Genomic DNA, 19,251 nt, shown 5'->3' with positions numbered 1-19,251 from the left:
AAAACTACCAAAATATCTCTAATATATTTTGATAGTCCTCTATTTATTCCTCATAGTCCAGAAGCTTTTCTTAATTGTTCAGCATTGCCTCGATTTATATTCCTAAATGATGCATGCTTAACTCTATCCTTAGATTGAATCTTAGGTATTACCTTTTTCTCTTTTGTTAATGAATCACGCTTAATTTCTTTTTGCTTCCCAGATCCTTTTTTCTCTTTCTCACTACTTGAAGATTTATTTTTAAATTCATTCACATTTTTGTTATTATCGTTTATTACTTTTTTCTTTTCTTCTATAGGTTTACCATGCGCTCCATCTATGGTATTTAGAGGCTTTTTTTGTTTCGCTGTAGCTAATTGCTTATCTATCTCTTCTACATTCTTTGCATCAATATTTTTAAATGGAATTCTTGAGCTTTGCTTCGCAGCTGTTCCTGATATTCTATTATTCTCAACTTTTAAACTATTTATCTTAAAAGGAATTACGCTTGGATTAATTTTTATTAAATTGTCCTCAGCATAAACGGTCTTATTATCCGACTTTGAAATTTGTGACAACACTATTTTTTTAGGTATTGTGAGCTTTCCAATTTTAAAATTTTCAGCAGCATATGTAAAATTGTCTTTAGTAAAATCTATCTTCCCCTTGGACGAAAATAATAAATTTACCTTCTTATAGCTGATAGGAGCCTTGATTACAAGTTCATCCTTTACAATCTCTATATTAACTCCCTTAAGAGTTATATCCCCCTTAGTTTCAGGCCTTAATAATTTAATTAACTCATCTATGTCATTTTGAGTTAAGTCAAATTTCCCGCCTTTCCCCTGTATTTTTTTAAGTTTATCTATAATCTCTGAGGAAGCTGTTTTTTTAAATACTAAACCACTATTGTATAATATTAGGTATGCACAAACTACTGTTGATCCTAATAAAATAGTTAATGTCCCTATAATTATTTTTCTCTTTAATTGCATGTTTTCCGACATATTCTCCCCCTTTTTTCATTAATATTTATATGTTACCACATTTAACATAATTTTTAACTGTAATTCACATAGTTCACAAAAAATTTTTCTCTAACTGTAAATAAAATTGGTCATATTATACTTATCTAGAAAAATTGCGGTACAAGCCTTTTGTATGATATTATATATCTAATAAACAAAACATATTAGGAGGATATTATGGGAACACAAAAAACGCCTTATGTTAATCGAAAAAACCATTACGATACTCTATTAAAAAAGCAAAAACAGACCATAGGTTTTATAAGCTTATTAAGATTAATAGTTTTCATATCCGGATTGAGCTTTACAATTTTCTTTTATTTACGAACTACTTACTATTTAAGCCTTTTAATATTAGTTACCACCATCATCACATTTATAACCTTGGCAATTAAACATAGCAAGATAAAACGCAACAAAATCAGATGTTCGATTTTATGTAAAATAAATGAAAATTGTCTAAAACGCATAAATAACAATTGGAAGGATTTTTCTGATAATGGTGATGATTTCAGCGATGAAAATCACAGTTACTCGAAAGACCTAGATATATTTGGCAATAACTCCCTTTTCCAATGGATAAACACCTGCATAACTTATCTTGGTAGACAAAAATTGAAAGATTCTCTTTCCGCCCCTATTTATAATACTGATGAAATACATAAAAGGCAGGAAGCCATAAAAGAGCTCGCTGGGAATATTGGATGGACACAGAGATTTGCAGCGGAAGCAATACTTAGCGAGAATAAAAACCATAACCCTGGGGAATTGCTTGAATGGGTAAAGGATAAAAATGAGTTTTTCCTAAAACCTCTAGCAATAATCATAATAAGGATATTACCAATGATAACTCTATCTCTTATGGTATTATCATTTGTTTTTTCTAAAGTATCTTACAGAATACCCCTTTTAGCAATTGTCATTCAGATAATACTTCTTTTAGTTGGATATAAAGAAGTAAGTAGAAATTTGGACACTGTATATAAATATAAGGATTCAATCTTTATATATAATAAGCTCCTTATGCATATAGAAAAGAAGACTTTTACCTCAGAGTACTTAATCAAATTAAAAGAAAAACTTGTTAATAAGGACGGAATGAACGCTTCTTTTCAAATTAAAAAACTAGTAAATCTAGTAACAGTAATATCTGACAGAAGAAACATGTATTACTTACCTATAAATATCCTCCTCCTGTGGGATTATCAATGTTTAATTAATCTTCAGAAATTTAAGAAAAAGAGTGGTTCTTCTTTAGCAACTTGGATAGATGTTATAGGTGAAATCGAATCCCTAAATAGTTTATCAATTATATCCTATGAACACCCAGACTGGGCAATTCCAAAATTTAAGGACGGATCCCCTATCTTTGATGCTAAAAATCTGGGCCATCCACTACTCGGAAGTAACCGAGTATATAATGATATCCGCATAGAAAGATCACAAAATGTTCTTTTAATAACAGGTTCCAATATGTCCGGCAAAAGCACACTTCTTAGAACTACAGGTATTAACTTGGTTTTAGCCTATGCCGGTGCTCCTGTATGTGCGCAAAGTTTTAGTTGCTCTATAATGGATATTTATACTTGCATGAGAACAAGTGATAACTTAGAAAAGAACATTTCATCCTTCTATGCAGAACTTTTAAGAATAAAAAAACTTGTAAATGCTACGAAAAACAAAACTCCAATTTTCTTCTTATTAGATGAAATCTTTAAGGGAACTAACTCTATAGATAGGCATACCGGCGCTAAAATACTAGTCGCCAAGCTAAGTACTGAGAATGCACTAGGCTTTGTGTCTACCCACGACTTAGAGCTAGGTGACATAGAAACCACTAATAAAAGAGTTAAAAATTATCATCTTAAAGAATATTATAAAGATGATAAATTATACTTTGACTATAAACTCAGACCTGGAGTCTCTACCACTAGAAATGCATTATACTTAATGAAAATGGCAGGCCTTGATATTCCACCTGACATTGAACTCCCAAAATAAAAAATAAAAAATAAAAATACATCCATATACTTTCTCCTGCGTGACTCCAAATAAGAGATTGAAACGTGAAATTCCATTAAGAGATTCTAATCTTTTTCGAATATAAAATTCTCTAACGCTCACACTCGACTTCCTGTCTCAGGCTTGCTAGACTGCCGTCCTGGCAGCCTCACAAGAATTTAATGAGCGTAACATCATTTAATAATTAGGTTAATCATAACAATGATAACCAAAAATAAAAAAATCATAATATTAATAAAGAAACTTAAGACTGTATTTGATAATGCAGTCTTTTCTTATGGTCAAAATAATTAGCAATTTAACCATGTATATGTTTTGGCAATTTCCCTACGTTTCAATAGGTTTTTAATATTATTTTAGAGCAAAATACTATTATAGTAATATCGTGAAAGGAGAAATCTCATGAAAATTAATTTAAATTTTAAAAAATTTATTTTGCTAGTAGCTATATTCACTTTTTTAAAGGGTTCCTTCTTCGCCGATTTTGCTAGCAAAAGTAAAGACTATGAAGATAAATATGGTGTTTATCTAGTCTTCGCTGAATAACGCAATAAAATACATCAATTTTAAAAAAGTTGTATAAGCTAACTAAAAGATAAAATATCCAATAAAGCTTGTACAACTTTTTTATTAACTCTTATTTTTTATATCCCTCGGGATGACTTTCATGCCATTTCCACGCAGTTTCTATAATAGTTTCAAGAGAAGCATATTTAGGTTCCCATCCGAGAATTTTCTTAGCCTTTTCACTAGAAGCTATAAGCACTGCAGGGTCTCCTGCACGTCTAAGAGCCATTTCAGCCTTTATTTCTTTTCCAGTAACTTTTCTTGTTACGTCGATAACCTGTTGAACAGAAAATCCTTGTCCATTTCCAAGATTACAAGTTATGCTGTCCTCCCCGCATCGTAGCCTCTTCACTGCTAGTAAATGAGCACTAGCAAGATCAGTTACATGGACATAATCTCTAACACAAGTACCATCCTCTGTGTCGTAATCATCCCCAAATACCATAATCTTTTCTCTTTGTCCGAGTGCTACCTGAAGAATAATAGGAATTAAATGAGATTCTGGTCTATGGTCTTCTCCTATATTTGAGCTTATATGTGCACCTGCTGCATTAAAATATCTTAAAGCAGTATATTTTATCCCATAAGCATTATCACACCATTTTAAGATTTTCTCAACACAAAGCTTTGATTCTCCATAAGGATTAGTAGGAAAAGTCTTATCTTCTTCAAGTATAGGAATATTATCTGGCTCCCCATAGGTTGCCGCAGTTGATGAGAAAACTATATATTTAACCTTATGATCTCTCATAGCCTTAAGTAAATTTATAGTAGATCCTATGTTATTTTCAAAATACTTTAGAGGTTCTGTAACACTTTCACCTACCAATGAATCTGCTGCAAAATCTATAACTGCATCTATAGTATTCTCTGTAAAAACCTTATTTAGTATTTCATCATCTCTTAAATCCCCACAGTAAAGCTTTCCACCAAGTAGCGCATCATGATGTCCCTTTTGAAAATTGTCTAAAACAACTACCTCTTCACCTTTTTCTAAGAGCTCAGCGACCATATGACTTCCAATGTACCCCGCTCCACCACATACTAAAATAGCCATTAACTAAATTCTCCTCTCATAAAAACTTATTATTAAATAATACAATCTTATATATTATTTTAACACACCACTTCTATTAGTTGTAACTTTATTGTTAATCAAATTATTTCTATACGGTTGACAATGCCGTGCTACCATCATATAATAATTTGAATAAATATATAAACTTTTCCGTATTATGCTAAAAAGCTTATTTTTATTGGAGGTACTATCAATGGATTCTGGCCCCATACCGAGGAATTACTATATAAAATTTAATATTATTATAGAGGAAGAATTCATTTATACTAGCGCTTTGACCTAATTATGCACTTTTCTTACAAACCTCATTTTATTAGCAAACCTTCTTCCTCTAAATAAAAGTTAGGAGGGAGATTATGTCTCATAGATTAAACCAAAAAGAACTAACTGAATTTTTGTTAACCGAAACTATAGATGAAATAAATAAACTTATTCAGTTCATTCATCCCGCTGATATTCTAGTAGTTATTAGGCAATATGATGGAGATAAAATAAATTTATTTCAAAAACTATCTCCAAATGTGATTGCAAACATTATTGATGATGCAGAAGATGAGGAGAAATATGACCTCTTATCTATTCATTCCACTATCATTCAAAAAAAAATTATACATGAGATGTCATCTGATGAATTAGTAGATTTATTAGAAGCTGTAACAGATGATGAAGCTAAAAGTATCATGATAAAAATGAATAAAGAAGATGTTGACGAAGTCAACGCATTGTTAACCTACTCTCCAGACAGTGCGGGTGGTATTATGGCCACTGAGTTTATAAGTGTAAAAGAAAATATGACTATAGGTGAAACCTTAAGTTATCTTCAAAAGGAAGCTACAGAAGCGGAAACTTCTTATTATATATATGTAATAGGCGAAAATGATCTTTTAAAAGGAGTTATATCTTTAAAAGACATAGTACTAAGCAACTTTGATGTGAAAATTTCAGATATCATGAATAGTAATGCCATGAGCGTCCCTGTTGATATGGATCAAGAAGAAGTTGGTCACATTTTCGAAAAATACGGGTTTTTAACTATGCCCGTAGTCGATGAAGATATGCATATTTTAGGAATAATAACTTCAGATGATATAATGGGAATTCTTAGTGATGAACATACCGAGGATTTATATCGCCTCGCGGGTTTAAAAGGAGATGAAAAGGTTACCGGTTCTCTTAAATCCTCCATTTGTAGTAGATTACCCTGGTTATTTGTAAATCTAATAACTGCGATCCTTGCCGCTTCAACCGTTAGTTTTTTTGAAGGCACCATTCAAAAGGTTGTAGCCTTGGCCGTCTTCATGCCAATAGTTGCAGGTATGGGCGGTAATGTAGGTACACAAACGCTAACTATTATTATTCGAAGCATAGCTCTCGGAGAAATTGACGCTAAAAATTCCAAGAAAATATTATTAAAGGAATTCGGTGTAGGTGTATGTACAGGTGTTGCAGTGGGTATTGCAGTAGCTTTATTAGGTTGCTTTTGGGAAAAGAATATTGTTTTTGGAATAGTTATTGGTTTATCTATGTTGTTAAACATGATGGCAGCAACCATAGCCGGTTTTGCAGTACCAGTTATATTAAAAAAAATCAATATTGACCCAGCACTTGCTTCTGCTGTATTTGTTACTACAGTAACTGACATTTTAGGTTTCCTCTTCTTTCTTGGACTTGCAACGTTATTTTTACCATACTTAATGTAATAAATAAAAACTACCAAAGTATTCATTGATAAAGATTAATCTTCCCTAAGAAGAATCAATTTCCTCTAAGAAGAAGTAATCCTCTATTTACATTATTAAGGTATTAATTTATACTTGATTAAGAAAAGCAATAATATTACATACCTTATTTAATAAAATATTATACCTTAGAAGGGGGGAATTTATCAAAAGTTGAATATTACTTTTGATAAAACCAAAATGCCAAATGGCTCTGTTTTAAAACCTGTTTATAAAAAAATAGCTATTGATATTGCTAATAGAATTCTATCTGGAGATCTTCCAATAGGCGATAAGCTATACGGTCGCTCTTCACTTGCAAGCCAATATAACGTATCACCAGAAACTATAAGAAGATCAATAACTCTTCTTAGTGACATGGATATAGTTAAAGTAACAAAAGGTAGCGGAATAGTCATAAACTCAGTAGATAATTGTTTGGAATTCATCCATAATTTCAAAGATATAGATTCTATAACTTCTCTAAAAAAAGAAGTTGTTGATTTACTTGAAAAGAAAAAAGAATTAGATAAAAATATAGAGTCTTCTATCGATGAACTAATAGATTATTCTAGCAGATTTAAAAATAGTAACCCTTTCATACCCTTTGAGTTTGAAATACATTCTGAAATGAGTGTCGTAGGTAAAACTATATCTCAAGCTGAATTTTGGCAAAATACAGGGGCAACAATAATTGGTATACGACGAGATGAAAAATTAATACTTTCCCCCGGACCACAAACTATATTTGAAGATAATGACATATTTGTGGTAATCTGTGATGAAACTAGCTATTATAGGATTAAACTCTTTCTTTATAAAAAATAAAACTCAAAAATCCCTTACATCGCAGATGTAAGGGATTGATTTTTAGTTGAATTTTCACTGAATTAAAAAAATAATCTTTAATAGTATACTAGTAATTTCAACATACTAGCAAATTTTATAGATTAGCCCATTCTTTACAAAGTAACAACCCAATGATATGATTAAGTTGTTGCTTTTTCAATAAATTGGGGGTTTTTAATTTGATTAAAGGATATTATGTAATTTTATATACATTAAGAAATCAATTCATAGATATGGAGGTAACTTTTAATGAATAGTATAAATTCCTTTATAAATTTCGTAATAAGTAGACAAGCTGAAATATTCAATTTATTTATACAACATATTCAACTGACTATATTTGCAATATTGATGGCTGTGTTAATAGCTGTGCCCCTTGGAATACTTATAGTTCGGTATAGAAAACTCTCGGGTCCTGTCATTGGATTTACAAATTTAGTTCAATCAATACCAAGTCTCGCATTGCTCGGGTTTTTAATACCTATAATTGGTATCGGCAGCAAACCAGCAATTATTATGGTGGTTATGTATTCTCTTCTACCAATTCTAAAAAACACATTTACAGGACTAACCAACATAAATCCTTCACTTATCGAAGCAGCTGACGGTATGGGCCTTACCAATACTCAGATACTACTCAAGGTTCGTTTTCCACTAGCTATGCCTATTATTATGTCGGGTATTAGAATATCTTCAGTTACAGCAGTAGGCCTTATGACAATAGCCGCTTTTGTAGGAGCTGGCGGTTTAGGCTCCTTAGTCTTTACAGGCGTTTCAACCGTTAACAATAATATGATCCTAGCTGGGGCCCTTCCTGCTTGTTTTCTTGCTATTTTTCTAGACTTTATTATAGGCAAGGTAGAAACTATAGTAATTCCCGAAGGAATAAAAGTTTCTCAAGGCGCAAAAACACTAAAAACTAATACTATCTTTGACAGCAAAAGATTTAAAGTCGGAACTGCGGTATTAGTTCTTATAATCATTTTATCCTCAGTATTTACAAGTTTCTTTAAAAGTAAAAATACAATAGTTGTAGGTTCTAAAAACTATAGCGAACAATTAATACTTGGAAATATGGTAGCTTCTTTAATAGAAAGTAATACAAACTATAAAGTTGAAAGAAAAATGAATTTAGGTGGGTCCATTGTAACACTTAATGCTATAAAATCAGGTGCTATAGACATCTATGTAGAATACACAGGTGTGGCCCTCGTAAATATAATGAAAAAAGACTCTATAAGCGATCCTGACAAAGTTTACAACATAGTTAAAGATGGTTTTAAAAAGGATTACAATGTAGAATGGTTAAAACCATTAGGTTTCAATAATACATATGAGTTAGCACTTAAACAAGATCTTGCTAAAAAATATAATTTAAACACTATTTCAGATTTAGCAAAAGTTAGCAAAGATTTTGATTTAGGATGCACTATGGAATTTGCAAGCAGAATGGATGGTTATCTTGGATTACAAAAACTATACAATTTAGAGTTTAAAAATGTAAAAGGTATAGATGGCGGACTTCGCTATACAGCAATTCAAAATAATGAAACTCAAGTTACAGATGCATTTACAACTGATGGTTTGCTTCAAAGATTCGATCTAAAACTTTTAAAAGACGATAAAAAATTATTTCCACCTTATTATGCAGTTCCTATAGTACGGGAAGAAATACTAAAAAAATATCCTGAAATAAGACCTGTACTACTCTCCTTAGAGGGTAAAGTTACCGCTAAAGATATGCAAAAACTAAATTATAGAGTAGACAACGGTGAGGACCCTAGAACAGTTGCAGAAGACTTTTTAAAATCTAAAAAATTAATAGATTAAATTAAATAGGAGGCTATATTTTGATTGAATTTAAAAACGTAAATAAAACTATAAATGGAAAACACATTTTAAAGGATGTAAATATTACTATACAAAACGAAGAATTAGTTGTTTTTATTGGACCTAGTGGTTGTGGAAAAACTACCACACTTAAAATGATTAATAAATTATTAATCCCATCAACAGGTGAAATTTTTTTAGATGGAGATAAAATCCAAGATAAAAACACTATAAAACTTAGGCGTAATATGGGTTACGTTATACAGCAAGCGGGTCTTCTTCCTCACTTAACTATAGGTGACAATATTGGTTTAATACCATCCATAGAAAAGATTCCAAAGGATGAAATAAAGGAAAAAGTAATTGAGCTTTTAAATTTAGTAGGGCTAGATCCTGATGAATATATGGATAAATATCCTAATCAGTTAAGTGGAGGTCAGCAACAAAGAGTTGGCGTTGCAAGAGCATTTGTAATGAATCCCGAGGTAATCTTAATGGATGAACCTTTTAGTGCACTAGACCCTATAACAAAAACGCAACTTCAAGATGAGGTATTTAATATACAACAAAATTTTAAGAAAACCATAATATTTGTAACTCATGATATGGATGAAGCATTAAAACTCGGAGATAAAATTTGTATTATGGATGCTGGCAGCGTTGTTCAATTTGATACTCCAGAAGAAATATTAAAAAATCCTATCAATGACTTTGTACGCGACTTTGTAGGTAAAAAAAGAATATGGAATCAACCTGAATTAATTAAGGCAAAAGATATTATGATAGAAAAACCTATAAAATCAGTTGCAGAGCGAACAATACTCCAAGCAATTGAAATAATGAAATCTGCTAATGTAGATAGTTTACTTATTGTAGATAAAGCCAACATTTTATGTGGACTTGTTACCTTAAAACATATTAGATCAACCCTAAGAACGAATCCAGATAAAACTATAAAGATTAAAGAAATAATGCAAAGGGAACTTATAACGGTAAATCAAGAAGATTCTATAATAGATATATTAGAAGTTATAAAAAAAGAAGATATAAATTTTGTTCCTGTAGTAGATGATAACAATAAACTATCAGGACTTCTTACCAAAAGCAGCCTTTTATCTATATTAAGTAATCAATTTATAGATATGGAGGTAGATGTAGATGAATAGTATCAATTCTTTTATGAATTTCGTGATAGATAGAAAATCTGAAATATTAGACTTATTTATTCAACATATACAATTAACAATTTTTTCAATTTTGGTAGCAGTGTTAATAGCAGTGCCTCTTGGAATACTTATAGTTAGGTATAGAAAACTAGCAGGTCCTATAATTGGGTTTACAAACATAGTTCAATCTATTCCCAGTCTTGCACTTCTTGGATTTTTAATACCTATACTTGGTATTGGAAGCACACCAGCTATTATTATGGCAGTTATGTATTCTCTTCTACCAATTGTAAAGAACACATTTACAGGACTCACTAACATAAACCCTGCACTTATTGAAGCAGCTGATGGTATGGGACTTACCAATACTCAGGTACTACTCAAAGTTCGTTTCCCACTAGCTATGCCGGTTATTATGTCAGGTATTAGAATATCCTCAGTTACAGCTGTAGGACTTATGACCATAGCCGCTTTTATAGGAGCCGGCGGTTTAGGCTCCTTAGTCTTTACAGGCGTTTCAACTGTTAACAATAATATGATCCTTGCCGGAGCTATTCCTGCTTGTTTTCTTGCCCTTTTTCTAGACTTCATTATAGGCAAGGTTGAAAACATAGTAATTCCAGAAGGAATAAAAGATACTCATAAAACCCCAACGCGAACTGCTAGATTCTTTAAAAACAAAAAAACTCAACTTTGGGCTTCTGTCTTAGTTGTTATAATCATTGTATCAACAGTCGCTTCAAGTTTTGTTAAAAGTAAAGACACAATAGTGGTAGGCTCTAAAAACTTTAGTGAACAATTAATACTTGGAAATATGGTAGCTTCTTTAATAGAGGCTAAGACAGACATTAAGGTTACACGAAAATTAAACTTAGGTGGAACTAATGTAGTATTTAGTGCTATGAAATCAAAAGATGTAGATGTATATGTAGAATATACTGGAACAGGTCTTGTAAATATTCTAAAAAAACCTACCATGAGCGATCCATTTAAAGTTTATGATGTGATGAAAAATGATTTCTCAAAAAATTATGATATAGATGTAATGAAACCTTTAGGATTTAATAACACTTATGTAATCGCCGTAAAAAATGATTTTGCTAAAAAAAATAATTTAACTACTATTTCTGATCTATCAAAGATAAGTTCTAAATGTAATGCTGGTTTTACTATGGAATTTTCAGCTAGAGAAGATGGTTACCTTGGAGTTAAAAATTTATATAATCTAAATTTCAAAAGTTTAAAAAGTATAGATGGTGGACTTCGCTATACCGCACTTGAAAAAGGCGAAACACAGGTTTTAGATGCATTTGCTACAGATGGATTACTTGAGAAATTTCATCTTAAACTTTTAAAAGATGATAAGAATTTTTTTCCGCCTTATTATGCAGTTCCAGTAATAAGAGCAGAAACACTTAAAAAGCATCCTGAGCTAAAGGATATATTACTCATGCTCGAAGGTAAAATCACAGATGAAGATATGCGAACTCTTAATTATAGAGTAGATAATGAAGAACAACCTAGAAAAGTTGCAGAAGACTTTTTAAGATCGAAAAAATTGATAGACTAAATAAGAAAAGGGTTGATATATTGTTAAAATATATCAACCCTTTTTTTATTTACTCTTCCGGTTTTTATGTACAAAAAAAGTATATATTACGTATAATGCATTGAAGCAAGCTTTAGAACTTCTTAGCGAAACGAATGCATCAATCGTATTGCAATACGCGTAATATATACTTTTTACCTTATCTCATATCTTTTGCTTTTCCTATTGTGCCCCCAAGTCCATCCCATAGGTAATTATGTTCGTCCACTCCACTTTTAAAATTATTATCTTTCCACCTTTCAAGAAATTGTAACAAAGTCGCCTTATCAGGATATTCACTTTTTGTAACTTCCGCAATTAGTTTGTTGCACTTGTCAGGGGTTATTTCTATTTCACCCCATATTTTCCCATCCTCTGCTACGATTTTAGTATTTATCATTTTATGCATAGTACTATAAAGTGATAACTCATCATCACTTACTTTTTCTACGGTATCATTTGCTTTTATTTCAACCGCCTTATTAACTAACTCTTTATTTAACTGGACTGCCTGTACCGTTTTAGAACTTTCCGTTTCAGTTAATTTATGTTGTGTAATATAGTAACTTCCTGCCCCTATTATTGCAACCACCAATGCAATGCTACTTACCACAAGCCATCTACCATGTAAGGGAAAGATTTTGCCGCTTATGGCATGAAATTTGTCACTTACTTTATTCTGTTTCATACGATTTTACCCCCTTATATTTACAGGCTGTTTATAGCTAGCCTGAAGCTATTATATCTCAGTTTTTTTGAATACGATTTCATGTCACTTATTTTCTCTATACCTTATTTATCTCCTTCGGAGCTATTTATCTCCTTCGGGCTACTTATCTCCTTCGGGCTACTTATCTCCTTCGGAGCTACTCACACTATTACACTCATAAAATAACAACCCTGTAATATTTTACTATGTTGTACAATTGTAATTATACCACTTTTGTAATATTATTCCAAACGTTTTTTTGAAAAAGTAACATATTGTATTACTGTATAAATTTACATAAATTGTGAGTAAAAATTGCATAATTAAATGATTATATATGGCAATATATTTTATTATATGCTAATATGTAATAATAAGTATATTTATTTTCGTAATTTACTCAATTTATGATTGTAGAAATCTATATTGGGTGTGTTGAAAAAATTGGGGGAATTATGATGAAAACCACTTTTAGTAGCATAATAATAGAACCACTTTTATATTCGTGCGATAATATTATAACAGGGGCTAATAAAGATTTTCTTGATTTTGCAGGGTATGCGTTAGATGAATTGTTAGGTAGATCACTCATAGAAATAGGAGAAATGCTAAAAATCAACTCACAAATACTTCTTGATACTATAGCTAGTAACTATACATGCTATATATTCACAAAATCCAGTCAATCAAGAGAAGTTAATATATCACTTTCCCATGTTAAAGGGACGAATGAAAAAACATATACTTTTGTTGAGACCCCAAATTCCAGACTTAATGACAAGCTCATGTTTGTTGAGCAATCATTTATAGATAACATATTGGGTGTAGCTATTTACAGTGTACCTAATTTAATATTGCTTAAAGCGAATCAAAAATACCTTGATTTTACGGATTCTCCTTTCAATAAAGAAGAAGATAGTATAGGTAAACCTATTAGGGAGATTATACCTGGATTTTTGGGAAGCCAAGTTGAAGTTATTTATAATACTGTCCTAGGGTCACAAAAGGCAAACTATATAAAAGATTTCAAATTAGATAACTTTACGAGAGGCATAACTTATTGGGATTCTACCCTAACACCTATATTTGAAAACAATAAGATGAAATACCTATTTCAGACCGCTACTCAAGTTACACAAAATGTTATTAAAAATCAAATTGTAAAGAGGAGACCCAAGCTAATTGAGAATCAAACTGAATTGGCCTCCGTGCGATGCCGATTTGAAATGCTAAGCAGAGTGGTAGACTCTTTCGATTTACCTGTTATTAGATTATCATGTCCCGATTTAAACATTATTGACATAAATAAAAAGGCATTTGATAACATTAAATTGCTAAAGCCTGATTTTAAATCAATTAAGCTTATACGAAATAATAAGGCTGAAATTTTACTAGGACCACTCGAAACAACTGAATATTACAAATGTATTAGTGAAGTCTTAAAAGAAAAGAAAACTAAGTATTTGAATAAAAGAAAATATCTAGTAAATGGGGACGAGATATATTGGAATCTTATATTTGAACCAGTGTTTAAATTGAACGGAGAAATCGAGGAAATACTAGTTTTAATAATTGATGTTACCCCTGAAATAAAGTCTAATATAGTAATGGAAAAAGCATTAAAATTGCAGGGAGAATTTCTTGTTAACATATCCCATGAACTTAAAACTCCACTAAATGTTATATTTGCAACAACTCAGTTATTAAATATGTATTGCACTAATGGATCCCTGGATCAAAAGAAGGATTCAATTATTAAATATATAGCCTCAATCAAGCAAAATTCCTATAAATTATCTAAAATGATTAATAATATAGTTGATTTATCGAAAATTGAAGCAGGGTTCTTTAAATTAAACCTATCAAATAATAATATAGTCGATTTTGTAGAGGAAATAGCTATGTCTGTAACAAACTTTACTGACAGCAAAGGACTAAAAATCATTTTTGATACAAATACAGAAGAAAAAATTATTGCTTGTGACCCAGAAAAGGTAGAAAGAGTAGTATTAAATCTTATATCAAATGCAATAAAATTTTCAGATGAAGGTGATGATATATTTGTAAACATTAATGATAAGAATGAATTTGTTGAAATATCAGTCAAGGATACTGGAGTTGGCATTGAAGCCAAGTACTTGGATATGATATTTGATAGATTTAATCAAGTAGATAAATCACTATCAAGAAATGCAGAAGGCACAGGTATTGGTTTAAGTTTAGTTAAGTCAATTGTAGAATTACATGGTGGTAGTATATCTGTTGAAAGTGAATTTGGCAGTGGAAGTACGTTTACAGTTAAACTTCCGTCTAAAAAGGTACTTAATGAAGATACGCTATATAATAGCAAAATGAGAAGTAGAAATGAAACCGTGCAAGTTGAGCTTTCAGACGCTTATTCGTAATCTCCATATCCAAAATAAAAAAAATAATACTGCATATATAATCCCATCTTTATTAATATAATTATAGTGATTGATAAAAAGGATGGGAATTATGATAAAAACGAAAAAATGTTCAAATAGTAAAACAAGCATAGGCTTACTTGTTTTATTATTTATATTATTTGAAATTATTTTCACAGCAATTACAGGTCCATTTTTAATTTATTATGGTCCGTTTAAAAAGGTAAAGACTACAGTGGTAGGTGCGGCTATGACTACTAGTTCATTGCAATGGCTAGTAACATCATTTTTATCTGATGAAAAAATAAAGCAAATTATGAGCCAGCAAAAGGTAGACCATATAGTTCAAGATAACTTAAATTCTGATATAAAAATAAAAGCTAAAAATGATACTAGTATTGAACGATATGTTATCCGCGCAAAAAGATTTAAAGGGTCTATACTTGTAATTAATGACCCCACTAGGCTAAAAGTAGGTTACAGCTGTAAGCTCGGTCATGAAGGCGAACTTACCAGTGAAATTGCAAAAAATAATAGTGCCATCGCTGCGATTAATGGTGGTGGTTTTTCTGATGGAGTTCCTGGATCACTTTGGACGGGAACTGGAGCAAATCCAGAGGGTATTATAATGACTGGTGGAAAAATCATTTATAATGATATAAGAAATGAAAATGAGAAAGGAAATATTGTAGGATTAACTAAATCGGGAAAGTTATTAGTTGGTCCTCATTCTATTAAAGATATGAAAAAGTTTGGAGTAACCGAAGCAGTATCTTTTGGCCCCGCCATCATAGTTAACGGAAAGAAAACTATAAATAGTGGTGATGGAGGCTGGGGCATTGCGCCTAGAACAGCTATTGCACAGAGAAAAGATGGTGCAATAATATTAATAGTTATTGATGGTAGGCAGCTAAATAGCTTAGGAGCTACCTTAAGAGAAGTGCAAGATGAACTGTATAAATTTGGAGCTTATAATGCTGCTAACTTAGATGGAGGTTCTTCTTCTACCTTATATTATAATGATGAAGTCATAAACACTCCTTGCGACAGCTTGGGTGAAAGATCCGTACCTTCAATTATATATGTAAAAAGAAAAATAATAACGCACAATAAATTATACCAACATATAGGAAAGTAATCTTCCATATGTTAAAAAAACAAAAACTGCTGAAATAAATATATTTCAGCAGTTTCTTGCCCTTTACTTTGACAGGGGTTTGAGCTTCTATTATGTTACCTTCAATACAGCTTTCCTACCTTTTTCTGTAATCTTCCACATATTTATACTCACATTTGAGCTACTACAACAGCTCGGCTTTTTAGAACTGCTCCCACAATTACATCCACCTGAGCAAGTCTCCATATCTTCCTTTTCAATATACCCAAGCCTCTGAAGTTGAACTAGCATTTGCTCAACCATACCCTCATCTATTCCTAATTCCTTGGCCATTATATTATTAGAATACCTTCCGCCTTGAACTAATCTTGCAAGTACTTTCATTAACATAATACACCCTCCCTTCTATTTTAAATCTTCTTTTACATTCTGATATTAATATTCATTCTCATGCAAAGGTTAATCTCCGCTCTTTTTATTCAAAATACTACTTAAATCCTAAGAGACTTCCTATTTGGTATACTAAAACTGCTCCTATCCAACCAATGACGCAAGTATATATTACTGCTGTAATCGCCCATTTTCTAGAGTTTGTTTCTCTTCTTATTGCACCTATTGTAGCTGCACAAGGACAATACAATAAAGTCATTACCATAAACGCTAGAGATGTAAGAGGCGTAAATGCCTGTTGAATAGCCGCGGTTAATGATGCATCATTTGATGCTGCATAAACCGTTCCCAAAGTACTAACCACTGCTTCTTTAGCAGCAAGCCCTGTTATAAGTGCCACTCCAGCCTGCCAAGTTCCAAAACCTGCCAGTTTAAATATTGGTGCAATAACCGCCCCTACTGATCCAATTAAGCTCTCTCTAGTTCCTGGCTCAATTCCCATTGGTAAGTTTGAGAGTACCCAAACAATTATAACTAACCCTAATATAATTGTACTCATCTTTTTTAGAAAATGAGAGGATTTTTCCCACATATGAATAAATACACTTTTAGCTGTAGGTATACGATAAGGTGGAAGTTCCATTACAAAATAAGATTCTTCTCCTTTAAATACTTTCGCGCTTAAAAATTTACCCATTAATATTGCAACTGCAATCCCTAGCAAGTAAAGACCGAATACAATAATTCCACCTGCGTCAAAAATCCAAACTTTTCTACCTGCAAAGAAAGCACCAGCAAACAATGCATAAACTGGTAGTCTTGCACTACAAGATACAAACGGATTTATAAGTATAGCCACCATTCTATCTTTTCTACTATCTAATGTTCTTGTAGACATTATCCCTGCCACATTACAACCACTAGAAATTATAAGAGATACCGCTGTTTTACCATGAAGCCCTATTGAATTCATAAACTTATCCATTATATAAGCTGCCCTTGCCATGTATCCACTATCTTCAAGAATAGCTATAAGAAAATACATAGTGAAAATCATAGGTGTAAATACAAATACTGCCCCAAGTCCTCCTATTATTCCATTAGTTATAAATGATTGTAACAGTTCAGGCGTTCCCATACTAGCCAAAACACCACCTACAAAATCTCCTAGAGCACTAAATCCACTATCTACTAGTCCTCCTAAAAATTCATTCCCAAAGGTCATTGATAGCTGATACATAAGAAACATTACTAATGCGAATATTGGTATTCCAAACCACCTGTGAGTAGTCCATTTGTCTATTTTATCAGAAGTACTTTCTACATTTGATACTTCTTTTTTAACGCTACCCTGTACTATTTTACTTATAAATTCATATCTTTTATCTATTATAAAAGCATCTGGTTCATAGCCTATTTTCCCGGTTAATTTTTCTACACTTTTTTCTAATGTAGCATTTATATTTTCAAAATTTTCATTCTCATTTGTATATTTCTTTATATATTCATCGCCTTCTAAAAGCTTAAGTGATGTCCATTGCACTGGGTATTCCAAAGTAGCTGAAGTTTCCAAAAAAGTTTCTGTAAGTGACTTAATTTCTTTATCTATGTCACTACCATAATCAATTTTAAATGCATCGCGTTCTAATGAATCGCCTATTTTTATTGCTTCGCGTATAAGTTCTTTTATACCCTCGTTCCTAGTCGCAATAGTCGCAACCACAGGTATATTTAATGATTTTGATACTTTATTAACGTTTATTTCTATGTTTTTGTTTTTTGCTTCATCCATCATATTAAGTGCTAAAACCATCTTTGCACCAGTTTCTAAAATTTGCATAGTTAAATATAAATTTCTTTCAATATTACTTGAGTCAATCACATTAATCACTACATCTGGCTTACTTTTTAATATAAAGTCGCGGGCTACTATTTCATCATCTGAGTATGCTCCAAGACTATAAGTTCCTGGTAAATCCACCACAATTATGTTTCTGCCTTCAAACTTAAATTTGCCTTCTTTTTTTTCAACTGTAACCCCTGGCCAGTTACCGACATGTTGCTTTGAACCAGTTAATGAATTAAACAAACTAGTTTTCCCACAATTAGGATTACCAGCTAAAGCTATTACTAAATCTTTACTCATATTGCTCCCCCATCATTTTATATTATTTTAGACTTCTCGGACCATAACCTTTTGTGCCATAGCTCGCCCCAGAACTAATCGAGTTTCTCCAACTTTCACAATTAAAGGACCATTATCATTTTTCATAATTTTTACTATAGCACCCTTGCTCATTCCCATCTCCATAATTTTCTTGCACATACTCTCGCCGCCTTGTACACTATTAATCTCTGCAAACTTCCCTATTCCAATAAAATTTAGTGGCATATTCATCATTCCCACCTCCATATTATTTTTTACACTGAAATGTCGTTAAATCAATTTCACCATAATATCTCTTGCTTCGCTTTTTCTAAGGCTTAAGGAATAACCTCTAACCTGAAGCTCTATAGGATCACCCATAGGTGCTTTTCCTATTACAACAATTTCTGTCCCTTTAACTATTCCCATATCCATTATTCTTCTTCGAACTTTACTTGCTAACGATATATCTACTACTTTAACCCTAGTTTTCAATTCTATTTCTACTAATGATATTTGATTTGTCATAAAATCACTCCTCTTAAATTTATTGACGAGATTGAAATTCATTATCAACTACTATATAAAAAAATATATTTAATTCCTATGTAATACTCTTAATCATTTGATTTCCATTATCATCATACCGTAATATAGCA

General features: G+C 31.7%; 16 protein-coding genes. 9 read left to right on the top strand and 7 right to left on the bottom strand.

Annotated features, from left to right (window positions below):
* Positions 1–50: 50 nt before the first annotated feature.
* Positions 51–986, bottom strand: coding sequence for a hypothetical protein (locus ACWJJT_RS13695; protein WP_462955096.1), 936 nt, complete (start codon positions 984–986; stop codon positions 51–53).
* A gap of 198 nt (positions 987–1,184) precedes the next feature.
* Between ACWJJT_RS13695 and ACWJJT_RS13690 the strand changes: the two genes are divergently transcribed.
* Together ACWJJT_RS13690 and ACWJJT_RS13685 are read left to right on the top strand one after the other, a co-directional pair.
* On the top strand, positions 1,185–3,008 hold the full coding sequence (locus tag ACWJJT_RS13690) for a MutS family DNA mismatch repair protein (protein WP_462955095.1): 1,824 nt from the start codon (positions 1,185–1,187) through the stop codon (positions 3,006–3,008).
* A gap of 423 nt (positions 3,009–3,431) precedes the next feature.
* Positions 3,432–3,575 carry a hypothetical protein gene (locus ACWJJT_RS13685; RefSeq protein WP_462955094.1) on the top strand — a complete coding sequence of 48 codons (144 nt, stop codon included), beginning with the start codon at positions 3,432–3,434 and terminating at the stop codon, positions 3,573–3,575.
* 91 nt (positions 3,576–3,666) lie between these two features.
* Here the strand turns inward: ACWJJT_RS13685 and galE are convergent, their stop codons facing one another.
* On the bottom strand, positions 3,667–4,653 hold the full coding sequence (galE, locus tag ACWJJT_RS13680) for a UDP-glucose 4-epimerase GalE (RefSeq protein WP_220286178.1): 987 nt from the start codon (positions 4,651–4,653) through the stop codon (positions 3,667–3,669).
* A gap of 377 nt (positions 4,654–5,030) precedes the next feature.
* Between galE and mgtE the strand changes: the two genes are divergently transcribed.
* The 5 genes from mgtE to ACWJJT_RS13655 all read left to right on the top strand — a co-directional run bounded on the left by mgtE (position 5,031) and on the right by ACWJJT_RS13655 (position 11,807).
* The gene (gene mgtE / locus ACWJJT_RS13675) at positions 5,031–6,374 is read left to right on the top strand and encodes a magnesium transporter (RefSeq protein ID WP_462955093.1); all 1,344 of its coding nucleotides are present in this window, start codon (positions 5,031–5,033) and stop codon (positions 6,372–6,374) included.
* A gap of 219 nt (positions 6,375–6,593) precedes the next feature.
* Positions 6,594–7,220, top strand: a complete 627-nt coding sequence (locus tag ACWJJT_RS13670; RefSeq protein ID WP_462956780.1) for a TrkA C-terminal domain-containing protein — start codon at positions 6,594–6,596, stop codon at positions 7,218–7,220.
* Positions 7,221–7,490: 270 nt separating this feature from the next.
* Complete coding sequence (locus ACWJJT_RS13665) at positions 7,491–9,071, top strand: ABC transporter permease/substrate-binding protein (RefSeq protein ID WP_462955092.1); 1,581 nt, start codon at positions 7,491–7,493, stop codon at positions 9,069–9,071.
* A 20-nt stretch (positions 9,072–9,091) separates the two neighbouring features.
* Positions 9,092–10,237, top strand: a complete 1,146-nt coding sequence (locus ACWJJT_RS13660; protein WP_462955091.1) for an ABC transporter ATP-binding protein — start codon at positions 9,092–9,094, stop codon at positions 10,235–10,237.
* Entirely contained in the window at positions 10,230–11,807 is a 1,578-nt protein-coding gene (locus ACWJJT_RS13655; RefSeq protein ID WP_462955090.1) for an ABC transporter permease/substrate-binding protein, read from the top strand. The genes ACWJJT_RS13660 and ACWJJT_RS13655 overlap by 8 nt, the downstream gene beginning before the upstream one ends.
* A gap of 178 nt (positions 11,808–11,985) precedes the next feature.
* Here ACWJJT_RS13655 and ACWJJT_RS13650 read toward each other — a convergent pair whose 3' ends face one another.
* On the bottom strand, positions 11,986–12,513 hold the full coding sequence (locus ACWJJT_RS13650; protein WP_462955089.1) for a DUF6241 domain-containing protein: 528 nt from the start codon (positions 12,511–12,513) through the stop codon (positions 11,986–11,988).
* A 476-nt stretch (positions 12,514–12,989) separates the two neighbouring features.
* On the opposite strand from ACWJJT_RS13650, the gene ACWJJT_RS13645 reads away from it, so the two are divergent.
* Both ACWJJT_RS13645 and ACWJJT_RS13640 read left to right on the top strand, forming a co-directional pair.
* Positions 12,990–14,939: a PAS domain-containing sensor histidine kinase gene (locus ACWJJT_RS13645; protein ID WP_462955088.1), complete on the top strand. Its 1,950-nt coding sequence runs from the start codon at positions 12,990–12,992 to the stop codon at positions 14,937–14,939.
* A 91-nt stretch (positions 14,940–15,030) separates the two neighbouring features.
* Positions 15,031–16,077: a phosphodiester glycosidase family protein gene (locus tag ACWJJT_RS13640; RefSeq protein ID WP_462955087.1), complete on the top strand. Its 1,047-nt coding sequence runs from the start codon at positions 15,031–15,033 to the stop codon at positions 16,075–16,077.
* A gap of 90 nt (positions 16,078–16,167) precedes the next feature.
* On the opposite strand, the gene ACWJJT_RS13635 is transcribed toward ACWJJT_RS13640, so the two are convergent.
* The 4 genes from ACWJJT_RS13635 to ACWJJT_RS13620 all read right to left on the bottom strand — a co-directional run bounded on the left by ACWJJT_RS13635 (position 16,168) and on the right by ACWJJT_RS13620 (position 19,120).
* On the bottom strand, positions 16,168–16,446 hold the full coding sequence (locus tag ACWJJT_RS13635) for a FeoC-like transcriptional regulator (protein WP_462955086.1): 279 nt from the start codon (positions 16,444–16,446) through the stop codon (positions 16,168–16,170).
* Positions 16,447–16,543: 97 nt separating this feature from the next.
* Entirely contained in the window at positions 16,544–18,592 is a 2,049-nt protein-coding gene (gene feoB / locus ACWJJT_RS13630) for a ferrous iron transport protein B (protein WP_462955084.1), read from the bottom strand.
* A gap of 27 nt (positions 18,593–18,619) precedes the next feature.
* Positions 18,620–18,847 (bottom strand): FeoA family protein, encoded by a 228-nt coding sequence (locus tag ACWJJT_RS13625; RefSeq protein ID WP_165412500.1) that lies wholly within the window; start codon positions 18,845–18,847, stop codon positions 18,620–18,622.
* Between the two features lie 36 nt (positions 18,848–18,883).
* A complete protein-coding gene (locus ACWJJT_RS13620) occupies positions 18,884–19,120 on the bottom strand; it encodes a FeoA family protein (protein ID WP_165412499.1) in 237 nt (78 codons plus the stop codon).
* Positions 19,121–19,251 lie beyond the last annotated feature (131 nt).

The sequence above is a fragment of the Clostridium sp. CM041 genome (genome assembly GCF_055081035.1).
This window is presented reverse-complemented; position numbering and strand designations above follow the sequence as displayed.